The organism is Pseudomonas sp. NPDC087817, from assembly GCF_044742875.1.
Taxonomy (GTDB): Bacteria; Pseudomonadota; Gammaproteobacteria; order Pseudomonadales; family Pseudomonadaceae; genus Aquipseudomonas.
In genome coordinates this window covers 30,295-49,614 of sequence record NZ_JBIUVJ010000009.1, presented here as the reverse complement: position 1 = coordinate 49,614, position 19,320 = coordinate 30,295, and the positions used below count along the sequence as shown (strand labels likewise).

Genomic DNA, 19,320 nt, shown 5'->3' with positions numbered 1-19,320 from the left:
ACAACGAAAGGGGTATGACGTGGCGAGTCTCTGGCTGTTTTTCCTGGCATTGGCCGTGGTGTTTCTGTTGCCCGGACCGGACATGATCCTGCTGCTGCAAACCGGCGCCCGTCAGGGTCGTGGGGCAGCGCTGGCCACGGCGGTGGGTCTGGCGATTGCCCGCGGTTGTCACGTGGCATTGGCGGCGTTGGGGCTGGCGGCGTTGTTCAAGGCTGCGCCGTGGACGTTCGACGTGGTGCGACTGGCCGGGGCGGCGTATCTGCTGTGGATCGGCATTCAATGCCTGCGCAGCACACTGGTGCCGAACCTGAACGCCGGGGACATTGCCGACACGCGCGGGCAATGGCGCGAAGCAATCCGGCGCGGCTTGCTGACCAATCTGCTCAACCCCAAGGCGCTGCTGTTCTGCTCCGTGCTGTTGCCACAATTCATCGTCGCCGATGGCGCACCGGTGCTGAGCCAATTCACCGTCCTCGGCATGCTGCTGGTTGGCGTCGGATTGCTGTTCGACAGCGCCTACGCCCTGACTGGCGCCGCACTGGGCCGTTGGCTGCAACACAGTCCAACGGCGCAACGGGTTCAGCAATGGCTGTTCGGCAGCCTGTTGATCGGCTTTGCGGTGCGCCTGACGTCCATCCAGCAGGCTTAGTTTTTGCGCACCTTGCGACGACGGCCGAACACCAGCAACGCGGCAACGCCAAACAGCACAACGGCACCGATCACTGGCCATTTGTACGGCCGCAGCGCCGTGCGCACGGCATCGGTCACCTGGGTGACGTAACGTTTGTCAGCGTTGGCAAAGTCCGGCTCCTCGCACTGACGGCCGAAATTCTCCGCCCACTGCACGTACGGCCCTTCCTTTACGTAACGCTGATACAGCGCTTGCTGATCTTCCACGCTGGTGTTGAACCCAGCGGCCCTGCATAACACGGCAGCAAACGCCTGACTGGTATGCGGCAGGTTGTCGGCCGCACGATTGGCCAACTCGGACGCGACGAAACGGTAGTGGAAACGATGCTTGGTCAGCGCTTCGCTGGCCTGCTGGCGTTGCACTTCGTCTTCACTGACCAGCGGCCCGGCTTGCAACGCCGGGCTGCCGAGAGAATAGAAACCGCCAAACGACACATAATCCGGCGCCATCTCGTACCCCAGGATCAAGAAGCCGTTTTCACGCGCGGCCACCGCAGCATTGAACAACGCCGTGGCGCGTTTCGTCGGCCACCATGCATTGTCTGCCGCCAGACGCTGTTCGCCGTAGTACCTGGCCTCATCTTTCATACTGCTGCTGTCGAAATAGTCGACCGCCTCGGCGTAATGCCCTTCACGCAACAAACGCCGGGCCAGCAGATAACGCAGATTTTCGGCTGTATGCAGTTGCTCGGCGTCTCCTTGCCCATCGTCAATCGGCACTGCCGGGGCCGGGACGTTTTCATCGACATACTGCTTGAGCTCTTCGACCGTCAGCACGCGCTCGGCCACCGTCGCGGCGTCAAACCAATAGATGCTGTTGCTGCGATACAACTGCACGAAAGCTTGCAGGTATTCGCCCCGTTGCAAGGCCAGAATCGCGCTCTCGCCCTCGACCCGGCATTTCGGCTGGACGGTTTCAAATGCCCAGTCCGCCGTGCGCTGATAGCCCCAGCTTTCGCTCTGCGGGAACGCTTGTGCGGCTTTGGCGTAAGCAGCAGCGGCGGCATTTTTATCGCCATCGCGTACCGCCAGCTTCGCCCGCAACCACCAGGCCAGTCCGCCGTCACCGGCGTTTTCGAGGAAGGCCTTGGCGCTGGCGTAGTCACCCTGTTGGTAATTCATTGCCGCCAGCCGATCGGCGTTTTCGAGGCTGCCGCGGGTGCTGCTCTGCAGCAGTTTGATGAGTTTTTTCTCGTTCGGCGGCTGCTCGCCATACGACCAGTCGAGACGGCTGACCAACGATGCGGTGACCAACTGCTGCACCGCTTTGCGTTGCAGCAATTTCGCCAGATCAGCCTCGGGCAACTCGGCCAGTTCGTTCACCAATTGTTTCAGCGAGGTGTAACCCACGGCCGAGCCATGCAGATTTTGCGCTTCATACAGTTCGATGGCGCCGCTCCAGTCGCCGGCGCTACGCAAGACCCGCGCCTCCTCGCCCAGACTGGCAACGCCCAGTTCCAGCGGATCGCTAAAGCCGTCGATGCTCATCTGGCGGGCTTGGCGGAACGCCTCGCGCGATTGCTCCAGCGCAGTGACGGCGTCTTCCGCTTCACTGCTCATGGCCAACCAGGTACGGCCAAGCGAGTAGGCCGCCCAGGTGCTGCGCAACGGACGCTGCTCGGCAGGCAACGCCAGCAGTTTGTCGAAATACTCGACCGCCAGTTGATGCTCGCCCGTCGCAAACGCTACCGCGCCCGCCACGTACAGACGGATTTCCGCCGGCAGACTGGCGCCCTGCTCTTCGGCTTGACGGGCATCGGTCAGACCACGCAGTTGCATGACCAGCCCGGCCTGCTCGTTGTCGAGACCAAGCTGTTCGGCTTGCTCGCGAGCCTTGGCCGGCGCCTCTTCATCGCCGTACATTTCATCGGGATTGTACGTCGCCGCGGTGACATTCTTCAGCCCGGCGATGGTCTTGCCGAGACGACTTATTTCGAATTTGAAGCTGCCCGCCGGCAGATCCGCCAGGGTCTGCCCGCGATCATCGAGCAGCCGGTTAGGGAAATCCGGGCCGCAGGCCACAGCTGAACCCAGCGGCAGGCTGAGGCTCAGGCAAAGCAGATGGCGGGGCCAGTTACGGGTCAACATGCGAACCTCCTTGATCAATATGTGCGCAACGTGCCCAACCGATGGCGCGCTGCCCGTCCGCCGGCAAGCGGCCGTCGCGAAGGCGGGTGAAGGTAAGCAGATCCGGGCTTTGTTGCAACGAATAACCGGTGAGCGCATCGGCCCCTTCACAACCTTGGGCCTTAATGGTGATCTGCGCGGGCCATGGGCTGTCGAGGTTGCCGGGATTGTTCAGCGTGATGTCGTAAAGGCCACCCTGCTCGCTAAAGCTCAGGCCGAGCTGGCTGTGCAACGCATCGCCCTGCGCTACAGCGCGCAACGTGGTCAGACTCCAGGCGCGCCGGTCATTGGCCAACGGCAGCCGAAACCAGATCAACCCGGCCAGATGCGCAGGCGGATCTTCGCGTAATGCTTTACCGAGTTGGCTCAGTTGCAACGGATCAGCGAGCAATTCGCGGCGCTGACCGCCGCGCTCAAGCGGTACTTCACTTTCAACCAGCGGTGCGCCGTCGCCATCCGCCAACAGCGCCACACCATAGGCCGGTAGCGCTAGGTAAAAGGGTTTAGATGTGATCTTCCCCCAGGCGTCCGCCCATCGCCGTGCCTGCTCGGGATCGAACAGACCGCGTCGCGGGTCACTGACGGCATGCACTTGCAGCACGCTGCTATCGACCGCGGCCAGCAGGGTCGGCAGCTGCGCACTGTCGAGCCACGCCGGCAACGCGGTGATGCTCAGCGGCAATGACACCGGCAACGCCGAACGCAGATGGTTGAGGAATTTTGCGTAGTCCGGCAAGCGGGCGTTGCCAGCATCGTGGTCGATTTCCACACCCTGCACCGTGAGGCCTTGCGCCTGCCAGTCCTGGATCACCTGAAGGATTTGCGCCGTGACCTGTTGCTGGTCCAGCGCCTTGAGTTGGCCATCAAGACGAATCACTGCGATCAGCGGACGGCCATCGCTTTTCAACAACGCTGCATCGATTCGCGCCCGGCTCCAGTCCGCCCCCGGAAAAGCCTGCAACGCCAACACGCGCAAGGTGGAGAAATCATTTCGGCTATCGCGCAACGCTGCCGCATGGGCGGGCGTCCACTGGCGTTGCCAGACATAAAGTTGCTGGTCGAGTGGCGGTGCGTCCCGTTGTTCACACCCCGCCAGCAACATCACCGTAATCAGTATCGAATAACCCAACCGCATGAAATCGCTAATCCCTGCCGACACAAAAATGCAGGGTACACAAAACCGCCGCGAGCAGGCTCCCGGCGGTAAAACTTCAGGGCTTGCGGGCAATGATGATCTGACATCTTGGCACCACCGCATCGAGTGCCTGTTTGATCTGCAACCCGCGCGGAGTTTCCAGCAGGGCCTGCCAGGTAGCCGCCCAGTGGTTGAGCAACGGATGATCGGGGTTGCTCAGGTCAACCTTCGCTTCCCAGAACAGCAACATCCACATGGCCCAATAGAAACCGTGCTGGCTGTGGCTGATGACTTCCAGCCCCGCCTCACTGACCATCGTCTTGAACTGCTCTTCGCCGATGATCCGCACGTGGTTGGGCTTCTCGAAGTACACCGGCGCGGCGATACCCTTTTGCAGGTGCTCGGAGCTGGGGTGCGGCACGCTCAGCAGATACAGCGCGCCCGGTTGGCCGACACGCACCAGTTCGGCGAGAAACTGCGCCGGATCGTCAACGTGCTCGATGACTTCAGTGGACACCACGCGGGTCGCGGTGCCATCGGCGATCGGCAAGGGGTTGCAGTCGGTGACGTGGCATTCGATGTCGCGCGCCGGGGTATCGCTCAGACGCTGGCGGGTGGCTTCAACCTTGGCGCCGTCGATGTCGGCGATGATGATCTTCGACCCGCGCATGCCGCAGAAATGCACGTTGCCGCCGTCGCCGCAGCCGACGTCGAGCAGCGTGTCTTCGGCGCCCACGGGAAAGCCTGTGAACAACTCCCCGGTCTTCTGGTTGAACCAGCCGCTGAGCTCCGAATCGTGGAGTCCGAGCAGGAATGGATCGACCCTGGGCGCCGGTGGGATGACGGCTGGCGCAACGGCGGGAGCAGGCGCCGCCACTGTGCGTTTCTTCAAAAAGCTCAGCATGAGGTGGCTCCAGAGGATGGGACAGCGGATCGGGACGTACCGAGGCGCGCCACCAGGGCAGCTCCGCGGTTGCGCATGGGCATTTCAACGAAGCGGTAATTGAGTTCACTGAGCAGCGCGATCAGGCCCAGGGCAAGCAGCGACGTCAGAATCGGATGCCCGGCAGGACTTGGCAGGCCGGCTGCCTGCAAGCGAAAGATCAATTCACGCACCAGTAGATAGGCCGGAACATGGATCAGGTAGATGCCATAGGAACGGCTGCCGATCCAGGCCATCAGTTGCTGCAATCGGCCGGCCGGCAGCAAGTAATCGCGGTTGTACGACGCGATCCACACCAGCAGCGCGCTGAGCACGGTGAGCGATCCGATGCGATAGCTGGCAAACGTAAAGCGGTCGGTGGCCATGAAACACAGGAGCAATCCGATGCCCAGCAACACCGCTGTGCCAACCCCGGGCAAGCGCAGAAAGGTCGGCTCCCAGCGTCGATAGGAAGGTTGCGCGCTCCACATTGCCAGCAGCACGCCAACCGCCAGCGCATCGGTGCGCACGAACATCAGTAACGGTGTGCGCACGGTGAGAATCTGCACCGCGATCAGCGCCAGCAACGCCCAGACCAGGTGTTTGCGCAACAGCACAATCAGCAGCGGGAACAGCAGGTAGAACTGCTCCTCCAGCGACAGGCTCCAGTAGACGAAACTGCTGCCGTATTCGTAGTGGAAGAAGCTGTCGGCCAAGCGGAAATTGGCGTACTGCAGCACACCTGCCAGCGTCGCCTGCAGGTTGGCGTACAGCGAACCGAACGCCCCCGAGCGATTGAGAAAGACACACGCCAGCAGCATCAGCGCCAGCCACAGCCAGGCCGCCGGCAATAACCGGAAGGCGCGGCGCAACCAGAAATTGCGCGTCTGTTGCCAATACTCCTGACGCGTGTTGCAACGGCGCAGTGCCGGGATCAGGCCGCGAGCGATGACAAACCCGGAAATCGCGAAGAACAGATCGACGCCCCACCACGATTGCGCCCACACCTGAATTTTCACCAGCAGCGGCACGGTATCGGTAAACAGACTCCCCTGCACGTGATGGAACAGCACGCCCATTACTGCGACAGCGCGCAAGACTTCGATGTCCATGATGCGCTTGTCGCTCATGGTGCGCCTCCGCCGTCCAGTGGCTTGCGCGCGATGATCACCTGACTTTTGGGCATGAACCGGTCCAGCGTCTGTTTGATCAGCAGCCCGTCAGGCTGATCGAGCAGGCTCTGCCAGGCCCTGGCCCAGTGCTCCATCATCGGCGTGAACGGCTCATGGATACGGTCACGCACGGCCCCCGTGAGTTCGCGACCGGCCGCCCGTTCGCCGGCCCAGAAGAAGATCATGCCCATCACCCAGAAAAAACCGCTGGCCTGACGGTGCTCGATCACCAGACCGGCGTCCTCCACCAGCGCGGCGAAACGCTCCGGAGTAAAAATCTGCACATGATTGGGCGACTGGTAATAACTGGCCGGCGCAATGCCTTTTTGCAGGTGCTCACCAACCGGGGCCGGCACGCTGAGCAGATACTGCGCGCCAGGACGGCCCATGCGTACCAGTTCGGCCATGAACGCTTCAGGCTGGTCGACATGCTCGAGCACTTCCATGCACACCACTTTACTGGCGCAACCGTCCGCCAGCGGCAGCGGCAGGCTGTTACTGACCAGCCCCAGATTCAACTGGCGGCTTTGCGCGTCGACCTGCCGCGCCAGTTCGCGGACCTTGTCGTGTTCACTGTCGGTGAAGATCACTGACGCGCCCTGGCGCACAGCGAACAGTGTCGCTACGCCGTCACCGCAACCGACGTCGAGCAACGTATCGTCAGCGGTGATGGCAAAGCCCTTGAGCAACTCGCCGCTGTCACCGAGAAACCAGCCGTCGAGGACCGCGTCGCGCAACCCGACATACAGTGGTGACGCGGCATCGGGTGCGGCAGGGGCCGGCTCCACGACGGGGACCGCTGCAGGCGCCGGACGCAATCGTGCGAGCAGGCGCCGGATCATGCGACGGCGACTGGCGCTGATGAAGAGCCGGCCGCTTGCAACAACGGCTCGAGGAACGCCTGTAAACGCTGCTCGGCGCTGGCCTGACTGCAGAAGCGCTCAAGGCTGCGCACCGCTTCGGCCGACATCGCCGCATAACGCTGTTGATCAGTCTTCGCCACGTCGTAGCTGGCCCGATACGCCGCGCACAGCGAGTCCCAATTGGTCATGTAGCGCATCGTGCGATAGGCCGCTCGCGGGTCGTGGGGCCAGGCCGTCAGTTCTTCGGTGAAATCGACGATAAACGCGTTGTCGTCGCTCACGTAGTCAGCCATCGCGGTGTTCAACGGCGCAATCGCCGGTTTGCCGCAGGACATGAATTCCATCAGCGGCAGGCACTGGCCTTCACCGAAGGAACTGTTGACCACGTAGCTGGTGGCCTGCACGAGGCGTTCGTAATCGAAGTCGGCCAGATAACCGTGGATCAGCACGATCCGGCATTGGTATGACTGGTTCTTGTAGAGGTGGTGCAGCATGTCGGTCAACGCCTCGGCGATGTCGTGGTGCGTGAGTTTCAGCACCAGGGTCGCATCGGCGGTATCACGGAACGAGGTGCAAAACGCGCTGAGCATGTCCTGCCAGTTCTTGCGCCCGTCGTAGGGGTTGAACACCGAGCAATAGACCACGCCGTCAAGCTGCAGCGAGCAATCCTGCGCCGGCCCGGCGAAGGACAGCGGCGTGCCTTCGCACCGCCCGGGTGGCCCATAGGGGCGCAAATCCACCGTGCGACTGTCGATCAGCAACCCGCGCAGCGTCAGGGTGATCGGCTCGATGACCGGGCGTCGATCCAGATGTTCAGCGCGCGCGGCGAAGCGATCCCACACGGGCGCTGGGATCGCGCAGATCGGGTAATCCGCGCCCATCGCATTGCGCACGGTGTCGACCGTGAAGCTCGAATGGGTGATCGCCCGGCCGCATGCCTCCAGCACCACCCGCCAATCATGGCGAGGTTCGCCCTGCCAGCTTTCGGTGGGGATGGTGCTGAACTCCCAGGCAAACACCGGGATGGTCGGGCAGGCGTAATGAATCGGCGTGCGATGCGGCGGCGAGAACGACAGAAAGACGCAGTCCTCGCCACGGCTCAGGCAGTCAAAATACAGGCGATCAACCAGTTCGTCCGGGTTGCTGACCTCGATCACCTGACCGATTCGTTCCAGCACCGGGCGGAATTCCTTGAGGACGAAGTAGTAGCTGTACTCGGGGCGGCCGAGGTTCTGCTGGATGTTGCTCTTGTTGGTTTCCGAATGAATGATGATCAGCATGCGGCAGTCCCCGCCTCGGCCATCAGCGGCGTGTTTTCGCTGTTCGCCTTCAGGTCGAAAAACGCCATCACGCGCTGCTGCACCGGGGTAAACCCGCAGTAATCGCGCATGCGCTCATTGGCGGCAGCGGCCATGGCCAGATAGGCCTGCGGGTGGTTTTTGGCCATGGCATAGCTGTCCTCATAAGCGGCTCTCAATGAGCTCCAGTCCGGGCGATGGCGCACGGTGCGATAGAGGATCCGCACGTCTTCCGGCCAGATCGTCGGCTCGTGACTGGACTTGACGATGAACCCGACCTTTTCGTCGATGTAGTCGCGCATCGCCGTGTGATTCGGAGCGATCACCGGTTTGCCGCACGACATGAACTCCATCAGCGGCAAACACAAACCTTCGCAGCGGGAGGCGTTGACGTAGAAACTCGCGGCACCATACAACCGGGCGAACTCCTCGTCCTGCAAATAGCCGTGCATGACCACGACCCGGCAGGCAAACGGCGAGAGTTGCGACAGCAAGGTGATCAAGTGAACGTAGTAGCTCGCCAGGTCGTTCTGGGTGATTTTCAGCACCAGCGTGGCGTCTTCGTTGTCACGCATGGCCCAGCAAAAAGCGGTGATCAGGTGATGCCAGTTCTTGCGACCGTCTTCAGGGTTGAACACGCTCACGTAGACCACGCCACTGACATCGATGGCCACCTGCTCGCTGGTGTCGGGCAGTACCGCTTGCGGATGTTCTGCGGGGTCCAGCGCTTCGCTGACCGTGGTGGCCACCGGCAGGGGCGGCGATGCTGGCGTACGCGATTTCGCCAACCGCTGGCGGAGGCCGTCCGGCACCAGATCGCCAACGGCTTCGCGATACCACAACAGCAGATTGTGCTTGAGCAAGAACAGCGGCGGGTGTTCGCCAGGGCTGGTCAGCGCCCGACAAGCTTCGCGCAGGTAATGCTTGGTGATGAATGCACGCCGACGCCAGGTCAGGGGCGGTGCCGCTTCGGGCTCGGGTTCCGGCTCAGGTTCAGCCAGGCCGCGAAGTTCCAGTTCCTGCTCACTGTGTATCGGCGCGATCAAGCCATCGGCGGACAGGCCCATCGCGCGACTGTCGATGATGCAGCCCTTGATCTGCAACGTCGTACCCGGGTTTACCGGGGCTCCTGGATAGTCTTGGCGCACCTGCGCAAAGCGCTCCCACAACGGTGTGGGTAGCACGAGTACGGGGAAGTCCTCACCCAGGGTTTTACGGATCGCCTGCGCCGTGTGGGTGGACAGGGTAATTACCCGGCCATGACGCGCCAGGGTCTGGCTCCAGTCCTGGCGGGGATCGTCGTCGCAGCACTCGGACGGGATCGAGTCATATTCCCAGGCAATCACGCAGACCATCGGGCATTGCAGATCGGTCGGGGCTTTATGCGGTGGCGAAAACGAAAGGAACAGACATTCCTCACCGGCCTGACTCAGCTGTTGATACAGCGGATCGACGTCGGCGACGGACGCCACCACATGCACGCGACCAAGGCTTTCCAGCACCGGGCGATAGGCCTTGAGCACGAAGTAGTAACTGTATTCAGGACGACCGAGACTCTGGCTGATGGAACGGTCGTTGACGTCCGAGTAAAGAATGAAATTCATGGCATCCCACGATGAAGCAGCCATTCCGGCAACCTCATGCTATGACGGCCCGGCGTCGGATCAAGCCGGTATCACCGGTGCTTGTCCTTACTCTTGAGGCCCGTCTTCGTTCTTGTTTTAGTGGTCGGTTTCACCCTGTTGCGCCAAGCCCACGGCGAACTCCGAGCATGGCGACGAGGGGCATTCTAAACACATCCGTCGAGCATTCGTGAACCGCACGGCGAGAAAAAACCTGACTACGCTAATGAGAACTGACCGGTCACGGTTTGGCCTGTTGAAATTGCCGAGCAATTGGCACAGATTGGTAACAAACAACTACAACATTTGACTTCGCCAGCCCCTCAGACACTTTTTTCTTTCGATCTGACGGATATTTCCTTAAAGCCTGTGGGAAAGTGGCGCAAGTTCAAGACCAAGGGGTCGCTGTTTGAAAAAGCGTCTGTTCGTCACGGGTCTTAGCGGATTCGTGGGACACCATATCCAGGCACGTCTGGCAGTACCTGATTCGTCTTGGGAGTTGCTGCCTGTCGCTTCGCCCTACGACCTCACGAATGCCGACAGCCTCGTCGATCTCTGGCCGCAATTGCCCGACGCTGTCATTCATCTGGCCGGGCAGACCTTTGTCCCCGAAGCCTTTCGTGATCCGGCCCGCACCCTCGACATCAATCTGTTCGGCACTCTCAATCTGTTGCAGGCCCTCAAGGCTCGCGGCTTTACCGGCACCTTCCTGTATGTCAGCTCCGGCGACGTTTACGGCCAAGTGGCTGAGCACGATCTGCCGATCACCGAGCAACAACCGCCCTGCCCGCGCAACCCGTATGCGGTGAGCAAACTCGCGGCGGAATTTCTCAGCCTGCAATGGGGCCTGAGCGAACACTGGCCGGTGCTGGTGGCGCGCCCGTTCAACCATATCGGCGCCGGGCAGAAAGACAGCTTTGTCATCGCCAGCGCCGCCCGCCAGATCATTCGCATCAAGCAGGGCCTGCAAACGCCACAACTGGAAGTCGGTGACATCGATGTCACGCGCGACTTCCTCGATGTCGGCGATGTGGTCTCGGCCTACTTCGCGCTGCTCGAAAAAGGCCAACCGGGGCAGGTGTACAACATCTGCTCGGGACGCGAGCAAAGCATTCGCAGCCTCATTGAACAGTTGGCGGACCTAGCCGAAGTCGAGATGCAACTGGTTCAGGACCCGGCGCGCATGCGTCGCGCCGATCAACGCCGCGTTTGCGGCAGCCACGCAAAACTGGCCAACACCACCGGCTGGGCGCCAGACATCACTACACAACAATCCCTGCGGGCGATCCTGTCCGACTGGGAGACGCGAGTACGACAAGAATGACAAAAAGTGCATTGATCACAGGGATCACCGGTCAGGACGGCGCGTATCTGGCCAAATTGTTGCTCGACAAGGGCTACAAGGTTTATGGCTTCGTGGCTCGGCGCAGCAGCGATTCGCGCTGGCGTCTGCGCGAAATGGGCGTCGAGGCCGACATCGTCTATCTGGACGGTGACATGGCCGATGCCTGCTCGGTCCAACGTGCAGTCATTCAATCGACTCCGGACGAAATCTATAACCTGGCGGCGCAGAGTTTCGTCGCCGCGTCGTGGAATCAGCCGGTAACCACCGGCATCGTCGATGGCCTGGGCGTTACTCACTTGCTCGAAGCGATCCGCCAGTTCAGCCCGCATACCCGCTTCTATCAGGCGTCGACCAGTGAAATGTTCGGTCTGATTCAGGCTGAGCAGCAGGACGAAAACACGCCGTTCTACCCGCGCAGCCCGTACGGCGTGGCCAAGCTGTACGGCCACTGGATCACCGTCAACTACCGCGAAAGTTTCAACCTGCATGCCAGCAGCGGCATCCTCTTCAACCATGAATCGCCACTGCGCGGCATCGAGTTCGTCACCCGCAAAGTCACCGACGCCGCCGCCCGCATCAAGCAGGGCAAGCAGCAGGAGCTGGCGTTGGGCAACATCGACGCGAAACGCGACTGGGGTTTTGCCGGCGACTACGTCGAAGCCATGTGGCTGATGTTGCAACAGGACAAGCCTGACGATTTCGTCGTCGCCACCGGCGTCACCACCACGGTGCGCGAGATGTGCCGTATCGCCTTCGATCACGTCGGCCTCAACTACCGCGATTACGTGAAAATCGACCCGGCCTTCTTCCGTCCGGCCGAAGTCGAAGTGCTGCTCGGCAATCCGGCCAAGGCTCAGCGCGTGCTGGGCTGGAAGCCGAAGACCGACCTGGATACCTTGATCCGCATGATGATGGATGCGGACATGAAACGCGTCGCCAAGGAGTAGGCCATGCTGATCCCCGTGATTCTGTCCGGCGGTGCCGGCACCCGTTTGTGGCCGGTGTCCCGCGAGGGCCATCCCAAGCCGTTCATGACCTTGCCCGACGGCCAGTCGCTGCTGGGCAAGACCTATCAGCGTGCCGCCGCATTGCTGGACGGCTGGGGCGACATCGTCACGGTGACCAACCGCGAGTATTACTTCCAGAGCAAGGATCACTATTGCGCTGCCCACGTATCGCGCCATCGCGGGCACTTCCTGCTGGAGCCGACCGGGCGCAACACCGCCCCGGCCATCGCCGCCGCCGCGCTGTCGCTGCAAGCGCTGCACGGCGACGACGCGATCATGGTGGTGATGCCGGCCGACCATTTGATCGTTAATCAGAACGCACTGAAAACGGCGGTCGAGCACGCCGTCAATCTGGCGAAGGACGGTTATCTGGTGACGTTCGGCGTGCTGCCGACCGCGCCGGAAACCGGCTTCGGCTACATCGAGACCGGTGCGCCACTGGACGCCAAAGGCGCAGCGAAAGTGCAGCGCTTTGTGGAAAAACCCGACCTGCAAACCGCTACACACTACCTGGAGAGCGGTAACTTCCTGTGGAACTCGGGGATGTTCTGCTTCACCACCGCCACCGTGATCGCCGAACTGCAATTGCATGCACCTGAGTTGCTGGAACAGACCCGCGCGTGCATGGCCGCCAGCGCTCCGGTGGAAACCGTCGGCTGCCTGCAACAGGAACTGTCGCCGGCGCTGTTCGCCGAGATCACTGACATCTCCATCGACTACGCGCTGATGGAGCGTTCGGAAAAAGTCGTGGTAGTGCCCGCCGGTTTCGACTGGAGCGATATCGGTTCATGGGGTGCAGTGGCCGCGCTGGTGCCGGCGGATGCCGACAACAACCGCGCCAGCGGTGAAGCGATTTTCATCGACAGCCACGACAATTTCGTCCAGAGCGAAGGCCGCCTGGTCGCCGCTGTCGGTGTCGATAACCTGATCATCGTCGACACCGCCGACGCCGTGCTGGTGGCCCACGCCGACCGCGCACAGGATGTGCGGCGGGTGGCCAAACAGCTCAAGGACAAATCCCACGAAGCCTATCGCCTGCATCGTACGGTCAGCCGCCCATGGGGCACCTACACCGTGCTGGAGGAAGGTCCGCGCTTCAAGATCAAGCGCATCGTGGTCAAGCCCGGCGGCAAGTTGTCCCTGCAGATGCACCATCACCGCAACGAACACTGGGTGGTGGTCGAAGGCATGGCCAAGGTCACCAACAACGGCACCGGCACGCATCTGGTGGCCAAGAACGAATCGACGTTCATTGCCGCCGGACACCGGCATCGCCTGGAAAATCCCGGCGTCATCGATCTGGTGATCATCGAAGTGCAGAGTGGCGAATACCTGGGTGAAGACGACATCGTGCGCTTCGAAGACGATTACGGCAGGACGGCCTGAATGCTGCTTTCCTTGTACCGCTCGCTGCGCAGCTACCGTGGATTCATCCTCGGTAGCGTCAAGCGGGAGTTTCAGGCGCGTTATCGCAACTCGTTGTTCGGTGCGCTGTGGACCGTGCTCAATCCGTTGTCGATGATCGTCGTGTACACGGTGATCTTTTCCCAGATCATGCGCGCACGCCTGCCAGGTGTGGATGACGGTCTGGCCTACAGCGTGTACCTGTGTGCGGGCCTGCTGACCTGGGGGCTGTTTGCGGAAATCACCTCGCGCAGCCAGAGCATGTTTCTGGAAAACGCCAACCTGCTGAAGAAAATCAGCTTCCCGCGTATCTGCCTGCCGGTGATTGCGTTGTTCAATGCCGGGATCAACTTCGCGATCATCCTCGCGCTGTTTTTCGGTTTTCTGCTGATCAGCGGGCGTATGCCCGGCATGGCGTTGCTGGCGCTGATACCACTGCTGATCGTGCAAGTGATCTTTGCCGCCGGACTGGGGATGATCCTCGGCATCCTCAACGTGTTCTTCCGCGATGTCGGGCAGATGTTCGGTATCTGCCTGCAATTCTGGTTCTGGCTGACACCGATCGTGTACCCGCTGTCGATTCTGCCGCCAGGCATCCAGCACCTGATCAGCCTCAACCCGATGACGGCGCTGATGACCAGTTACCAGAACGTGTTCCTCTATAACCAGTGGCCGAACTGGCCGTCGCTGATGCCGCTGCTGATCATCGGCCTGCTGTTCTGCGCCATGGCGCTGCGCCTGTTCCGCCAACGTATCGGTGAAATGGTGGACGAACTCTGATGGGGAACATACGTGTCAGTGGCCTGGCCAAGGCCTACAAGCAGTACCCCAATCGCTGGAGCCGCCTGCTCGAATGGATGATGCCGTTTTCCCGGCCCAGGCATCACTTGCACTGGGTCTTGCAGGACATCGATTTCGAGATTCAAGCGGGCGAAGCCGTGGGCATCGTCGGCGTCAACGGCGCGGGCAAAAGCACGTTGCTGAAGATGATCACCGGCACCACCCAACCGACTCGCGGCCAGATTCAACTGCAAGGTCGAGTCGCTGCCCTGCTGGAACTGGGCATGGGCTTTCATCCTGACTTTACCGGTCGCCAGAACGCGTTCATGGCCGGCCAGTTATTGGGCATGCAGGTAGAAGAGATCGAGGCGCTGATGCCGCAGATCGAAAGTTTTGCCGAGATCGGCGAGGCTATTGATCAGCCGGTGCGCACCTATTCCAGTGGCATGCAGATGCGCCTGGCGTTCAGTGTCGCCACCGCGCGCCGCCCGGATATCCTGATCGTCGACGAAGCGTTGTCGGTGGGCGATGCCTATTTCCAGCACAAAAGCTTCGAACGCATCCGCAGCTTCCGCAAGGCCGGCACCACCCTGCTGATCGTCTCCCACGACCGCTCGGCCATCCAGTCGATCTGCGACACCGCGATCCTGCTGGAAAACGGGCGTCTGGCGATGCGCGGCAAACCCGAAGAAGTCATGGACTACTACAACGCCATGCTCGCCCAGCGCGAAGGCCAGATCGTGCGTCAGGAGATGCTGGCCAATGGGCAGGTACAAACCATTTCCGGCACCGGGGAAGCGGGGATCGTCAGTGTCCGCCTGCTCGATGCCCAGGGCCGCAGCCTCGAAGTCGCGGAAGTCGGCCAGCCTGTGGTGCTGGAAGTACAGACCGAAGTGCGCAAAGACATCGAACGGCTGATTCTCGGCTTCATGATCAAGGATCGTCTGGGTCAGGCGATTTACGGCATCAATACCCATCGCCTCGATAAACCGGTCATCGATCTGAGTGCCGGCGAGCGCGTGACCTTCCGCTTCGCTTTTGACATGCGCCTGGGCAAGGGCAGTTATTCGGTCGCACTGAGCCTGTCGCGTCTGGATTCGCATCTGGATCGCAACTTCGAATGGCGCGACTTCGGTTTGATCTTCCACGTCATCAACAACCGCCAGGAAGACTTTGTCGGCTGCGCCTGGCTGCAAGCGCAAACTGAAATCAGCCGTTCCGGGGAACACCTCGCGCCCCTGCCCGACAGAGAGATCTCGAAATGACGCGACTGTTGGTGGAATGCACTTACGTCTTTGAACACCCCAGCGCCAATTCGGGTATCCAGCGTGTGGTGCGCAACGTCATCCAGCAACTGCCCGCAGCCGACGAGCACCTTGAATGCATTCCGGTGGTGATGATCGACGGTGGCCTGTATCAGGTTAAGAGTCTGGCCCCGCTGAAATCGCTGAAGCTCGATCTGATCGGTCTGCGGGTGAAACTCGAACAGTGGGCCAATGCCTTCTGGTTGCGCCACCGAGCCTTGGAGCGGCGGCGCCCGTTCACTCAGTCGCACTTCGCTCGTCGCGTGTTGTACGTCGGTTGCCGGCTCACCGCGTTCGCCTGTTTCAGCCTGCCGATGCGCCTGCTAGGGCGAGCACTCAAGGGCAAACAGATCCCCGAGCGCTGCGTGCCGTTGCAGCATCGGGCCGGTGATCAACTGGTGCTGCTCGACTCGTCCTGGCACGCCAACTTTTTCCCTTTGGCCGAGCAACTCAAGCGTGAAGGGGTCGGTATCGTTTCGGTGATCTACGACTTGATCCCGCTGACCCATCCGCAGTTCTGCGATGCCGGATTGGTCAAGGTATTCAACGACTGGTTCGACTGGATCGCCCGCACGGCCGATGGCTACGTGGCGATCTCGACCACTATCCGCGATCAAGTGCGCGAGGAAATGCTGCGGCGCATCGGCCCGCAACAGGTCGCGCAACGCTGGTTCGATCACTTCCACCTCGGTTCAGAGCTGGATCTGAGCGACCCCGACGCCGAGGTCGATCGCGGCTTGTTGCGTCTGTTCAAAACGGCGGATCCGGTATTCCTCATGGTCAGCACCATCGAGCCGCGCAAGAATCATGCTTATCTGCTGGATGCGTTCGAGCGCGCCTGGGCTGCGGGGTCGAAAGCGCGGTTATGCATCGTCGGCAAGATCGGCTGGAAGTGCGAGGCGTTGATCGAGCGCATCCGCCAGCATCCCGAATTGAACCGGCGCTTGTTCATGTACAACTCGCTGTCGGACAGAAGCCTCGAACACGCTTACTCCCACGCGACGGCGCTGGTGTTCCCGTCCCACGTCGAAGGTTTCGGCCTGCCGCTGGTGGAAGCGATGCAGCGCGGCTTGCCGGCGATGGGCAGTGACATTCCGGTGTTCCGCGAAATCGGCGGCGACTACATGGCCTACTTCGATTTGGCCAACCCGCAGAGCCTGACCGATCTGGTCACCGGCATGGAACGCAGCGAGGTATTTCCTGCCCCTCTCAGCCTGGACCAATGGCGCTGGTTGAGCTGGCGCGAAGCGAGTGCGCAGCTGGTCGAGCGCATCGAGCGCAATGTGAACCCCGCAGCGGTCGGCCCGCAGAGTCAGCATGCGCATTGCTCTTAACGCGCGGATTCTCCAGGCGCCGCGCACTGGCATCGGCCACTACGTCGCTGAGCTGGTCAACGCCCTGCACAACGAACCTGATGTTGAAGTAAATCTGTTTCACGGCTGGGGCTGGAGTTCGGCGTTGCCAGAAGCGGCCATGCCCGGTTATTCGCGTTTGACGCCACTGCTGCGGCAGATTCCCGGGGCTTACCAGGCACGCCGTTGGCTGGAACAGAAACGCTTCGATCAGGGCCGCGCGCGGGGCATCGATCTGTATCACGAGCCGAGCCTGTGGCCGCTGGCCTTTGACGGCCCGACCGTGATCACCCTGCACGATCTGACCCACCTGCATTTTCCCGAGACTCAGCCACCGGCACGGCTCAAGGAAATCGAGCGGCGATTGGCCGTCGGGGTACAGCAGGCGCGTCTGATCCTGACGGACTCGCAGGCGATTGCCGACGAAGCTCAAGCACATTTCGGGCTGCCCGCCGAGCGCTTCGTCGTGGCGCCATTGGGTGTCGCCGAACGGTTTCGTCCGCGCAAAACCCACACCATCGATGAGGTGCTCAAGGCCCACGCAGTGACGGCGCGGGAATATTTCCTGTGTGTCGGTACGCTGGAGCCGCGCAAGAACCTGAGTCTGGCCTTGCGCGCCCATGCCTTGCTGCCGGAAGCCGTGCGCGAGCGCTTTCCGTTGCTGATCGTCGGCATGGCCGGTTGGCAGCGTGAGCAGTTCAGTGAACCGTTGCGCCAGGCACTGGCCAGCGGCCATGTGTGCCTGCTCGGTTATCTGCCCGACGAGCATGTGGCGCAATTGCTCGCTGGCGCCCGGGCACTGATTTTTCCTTCGCTGTACGAAGGCTTCGGCCTGCCGGTACTGGAGGCGATGGCCAGCGGCACACCGGTAGTGACCACACGCTCTTCGGCCATGCCGGAAGTGGCGGGGGCCGCTGGCAACTATATTGACGCTGACGATGCGCACGGCTTGCGCGATGTGATGACTCGCCTGATCGACGATCAGACGCACTGGCAGGCATGCCGCGAAGCCGGATTGCAGCAGGCACGATTTTTTTCCTGGAAGCGTTGTGCACAGGCCACGGCCGGTGCCTACCGACAGGCCATGGGAGGTTGAATGCGCGTTCTTCATTTTTTCAAGACGTACCTGCCTGATTCGGTCGGCGGCATCGAACAAGTGATCTTCCAACTGTGCGAAAGCGGCGCCCAGCACGGCATCGACGGTCAGGTGCTGACCCTCAGCGCCGACCCGACGCCCGCCGTCGTGCAACTGGGGCAACACGAAGTGCACCGGGCGAAACTCGACATCCAGTTCGCCTCCACCGGATTTTCCTGGAGCGTGTTCAAACAGTTTCGCGAGTTGGCCGCTGCAGCCGATGTGGTCAATTACCACTTCCCTTGGCCGTTCATGGATCTGGTGCATTTCGCCAGTGGCATGAACAAGCCAAGCGTGGTGACCTACCACTCCGACATCATTCGCCAGAAACACCTGCTCAAACTCTATCGGCCGCTGATGAATCGCTTTCTCGCCAGCGCCGACCGCATCGTCGCCGCCTCACCCAATTACCTGCACACCAGCGATGTATTGCAGCAATTCCAGAACAAGACCCGGGTCATTCCCTACGGCTTGAACAAATCAGGTTATCCACAGGCGGACACCGAGCGGATGAACCGCTGGCGCCAGCAGCTTGGGGATAAGTTTTTCCTGTTTGTCGGGGTGATGCGCTACTACAAAGGCCTGCACATCCTGCTCGACGCACTGAAGGATGTTGATTACCCGGTGGTCATCGTCGGCGCCGGTCCGCTCGAACGGGAACTGCATGCCCAGGCTTCGGCGCTGGGGCTGCGCAATATTCATTTCCTCGGACGTTTGGGCGATGAAGACAAAGTGGCGCTGCTGCAACTGAGCTACGCCATTGTGTTCCCGTCCCACCTGCGTTCCGAAGCGTTCGGCATCTCCCTGCTTGAAGGCGCGATGTACGGCAAACCGATGATCTCCAGCGAAATCGGCACCGGCACCAGCTACATCAATATCCACAACGAAACCGGGCTGGTGGTGCCACCGAGTAATCCACAGGCGTTCCGCGAAGCCATGCGCACCTTGTGGGAAAACCCGCTGCGCGCGGCAGAGATGGGGGTGAAGGCCGAGGCGCGCTATCGGCAGTTATTCACAGCCGATGAAATGGGCCGCAAGTGGACGGAGTTGTACCAGGAGTTGCTGGAGGAAAAATCCCTCTCCTACGCCTGATGCCTGTCCACCACTGTCCCTGTGGGAGCGGGCTTGCCCGCGATTGCAGTATGTCGGCCGAGATAGATGTTG

At 61.3% G+C, this 19,320-nt stretch carries 16 protein-coding genes; 9 read left to right on the top strand and 7 right to left on the bottom strand.

All coding sequences use genetic code 11. The features are described 5' to 3' along the window. The first annotated feature begins 19 nt into the window (after nt 1-19). Nucleotides 20-649: a LysE family translocator gene (locus tag ACIONG_RS10485; protein WP_401298954.1), complete on the top strand. Its 630-nt coding sequence runs from the start codon at nt 20-22 to the stop codon at nt 647-649. On the opposite strand, the gene ACIONG_RS10480 is transcribed toward ACIONG_RS10485, so the two are convergent. The 7 genes from ACIONG_RS10480 to ACIONG_RS10450 all read right to left on the bottom strand — a co-directional run bounded on the left by ACIONG_RS10480 (nt 646) and on the right by ACIONG_RS10450 (nt 9,811). Further along, nucleotides 646-2,778, bottom strand: a complete 2,133-nt coding sequence (locus ACIONG_RS10480; protein WP_401298951.1) for a hypothetical protein — start codon at nt 2,776-2,778, stop codon at nt 646-648. The two genes, ACIONG_RS10485 and ACIONG_RS10480, sit on opposite strands and share 4 nt — an antisense overlap. Next, nucleotides 2,765-3,952, bottom strand: a complete 1,188-nt coding sequence (locus ACIONG_RS10475) for a DUF3142 domain-containing protein (protein ID WP_401298948.1) — start codon at nt 3,950-3,952, stop codon at nt 2,765-2,767. The genes ACIONG_RS10480 and ACIONG_RS10475 overlap by 14 nt, the downstream gene beginning before the upstream one ends. A 76-nt stretch (nt 3,953-4,028) precedes the next feature. Beyond that, nucleotides 4,029-4,856 (bottom strand): class I SAM-dependent methyltransferase, encoded by an 828-nt coding sequence (locus ACIONG_RS10470; RefSeq protein ID WP_401298945.1) that lies wholly within the window; start codon nt 4,854-4,856, stop codon nt 4,029-4,031. Then, the gene (locus ACIONG_RS10465) at nt 4,850-6,004 is read right to left on the bottom strand and encodes an acyltransferase family protein (RefSeq protein WP_401298942.1); all 1,155 of its coding nucleotides are present in this window, start codon (nt 6,002-6,004) and stop codon (nt 4,850-4,852) included. Before ACIONG_RS10465 ends, ACIONG_RS10470 begins: the two co-directional genes overlap by 7 nt. Then, on the bottom strand, nt 6,001-6,888 hold the full coding sequence (locus ACIONG_RS10460; protein ID WP_213027056.1) for a bifunctional 2-polyprenyl-6-hydroxyphenol methylase/3-demethylubiquinol 3-O-methyltransferase UbiG: 888 nt from the start codon (nt 6,886-6,888) through the stop codon (nt 6,001-6,003). The genes ACIONG_RS10465 and ACIONG_RS10460 overlap by 4 nt, the downstream gene beginning before the upstream one ends. After that, nucleotides 6,885-8,189: a glycosyltransferase gene (locus tag ACIONG_RS10455; RefSeq protein ID WP_401298939.1), complete on the bottom strand. Its 1,305-nt coding sequence runs from the start codon at nt 8,187-8,189 to the stop codon at nt 6,885-6,887. Before ACIONG_RS10455 ends, ACIONG_RS10460 begins: the two co-directional genes overlap by 4 nt. Then, nucleotides 8,183-9,811, bottom strand: a complete 1,629-nt coding sequence (locus ACIONG_RS10450; RefSeq protein WP_401298936.1) for a glycosyltransferase — start codon at nt 9,809-9,811, stop codon at nt 8,183-8,185. The genes ACIONG_RS10455 and ACIONG_RS10450 overlap by 7 nt, the downstream gene beginning before the upstream one ends. A 427-nt stretch (nt 9,812-10,238) precedes the next feature. Between ACIONG_RS10450 and ACIONG_RS10445 the strand changes: the two genes are divergently transcribed. The 8 genes from ACIONG_RS10445 to ACIONG_RS10410 are packed head-to-tail and all read left to right on the top strand — an operon-like array spanning nt 10,239 to nt 19,248. Further along, nucleotides 10,239-11,153, top strand: a complete 915-nt coding sequence (locus tag ACIONG_RS10445) for a GDP-mannose 4,6-dehydratase (RefSeq protein ID WP_401298933.1) — start codon at nt 10,239-10,241, stop codon at nt 11,151-11,153. Continuing rightward, nucleotides 11,150-12,121 (top strand): GDP-mannose 4,6-dehydratase, encoded by a 972-nt coding sequence (gmd, locus tag ACIONG_RS10440; RefSeq protein ID WP_103302826.1) that lies wholly within the window; start codon nt 11,150-11,152, stop codon nt 12,119-12,121. The genes ACIONG_RS10445 and gmd overlap by 4 nt, the downstream gene beginning before the upstream one ends. A gap of 3 nt (nt 12,122-12,124) precedes the next feature. Beyond that, nucleotides 12,125-13,567: a mannose-1-phosphate guanylyltransferase/mannose-6-phosphate isomerase gene (locus tag ACIONG_RS10435; RefSeq protein WP_401298928.1), complete on the top strand. Its 1,443-nt coding sequence runs from the start codon at nt 12,125-12,127 to the stop codon at nt 13,565-13,567. Further along, the gene (locus tag ACIONG_RS10430; RefSeq protein WP_401298925.1) at nt 13,568-14,365 is read left to right on the top strand and encodes an ABC transporter permease; all 798 of its coding nucleotides are present in this window, start codon (nt 13,568-13,570) and stop codon (nt 14,363-14,365) included. Continuing rightward, nucleotides 14,365-15,630: an ABC transporter ATP-binding protein gene (locus ACIONG_RS10425; protein ID WP_401298922.1), complete on the top strand. Its 1,266-nt coding sequence runs from the start codon at nt 14,365-14,367 to the stop codon at nt 15,628-15,630. The genes ACIONG_RS10430 and ACIONG_RS10425 overlap by 1 nt, the downstream gene beginning before the upstream one ends. Beyond that, complete coding sequence (locus tag ACIONG_RS10420; RefSeq protein WP_401298919.1) at nt 15,627-17,003, top strand: glycosyltransferase family 4 protein; 1,377 nt, start codon at nt 15,627-15,629, stop codon at nt 17,001-17,003. The genes ACIONG_RS10425 and ACIONG_RS10420 overlap by 4 nt, the downstream gene beginning before the upstream one ends. Further along, nucleotides 16,987-18,117: a glycosyltransferase family 1 protein gene (locus tag ACIONG_RS10415; RefSeq protein WP_103302837.1), complete on the top strand. Its 1,131-nt coding sequence runs from the start codon at nt 16,987-16,989 to the stop codon at nt 18,115-18,117. The genes ACIONG_RS10420 and ACIONG_RS10415 overlap by 17 nt, the downstream gene beginning before the upstream one ends. Next, nucleotides 18,118-19,248 (top strand): glycosyltransferase family 4 protein, encoded by a 1,131-nt coding sequence (locus ACIONG_RS10410; protein ID WP_103302838.1) that lies wholly within the window; start codon nt 18,118-18,120, stop codon nt 19,246-19,248. It begins immediately after the preceding gene. Nucleotides 19,249-19,320 lie beyond the last annotated feature (72 nt).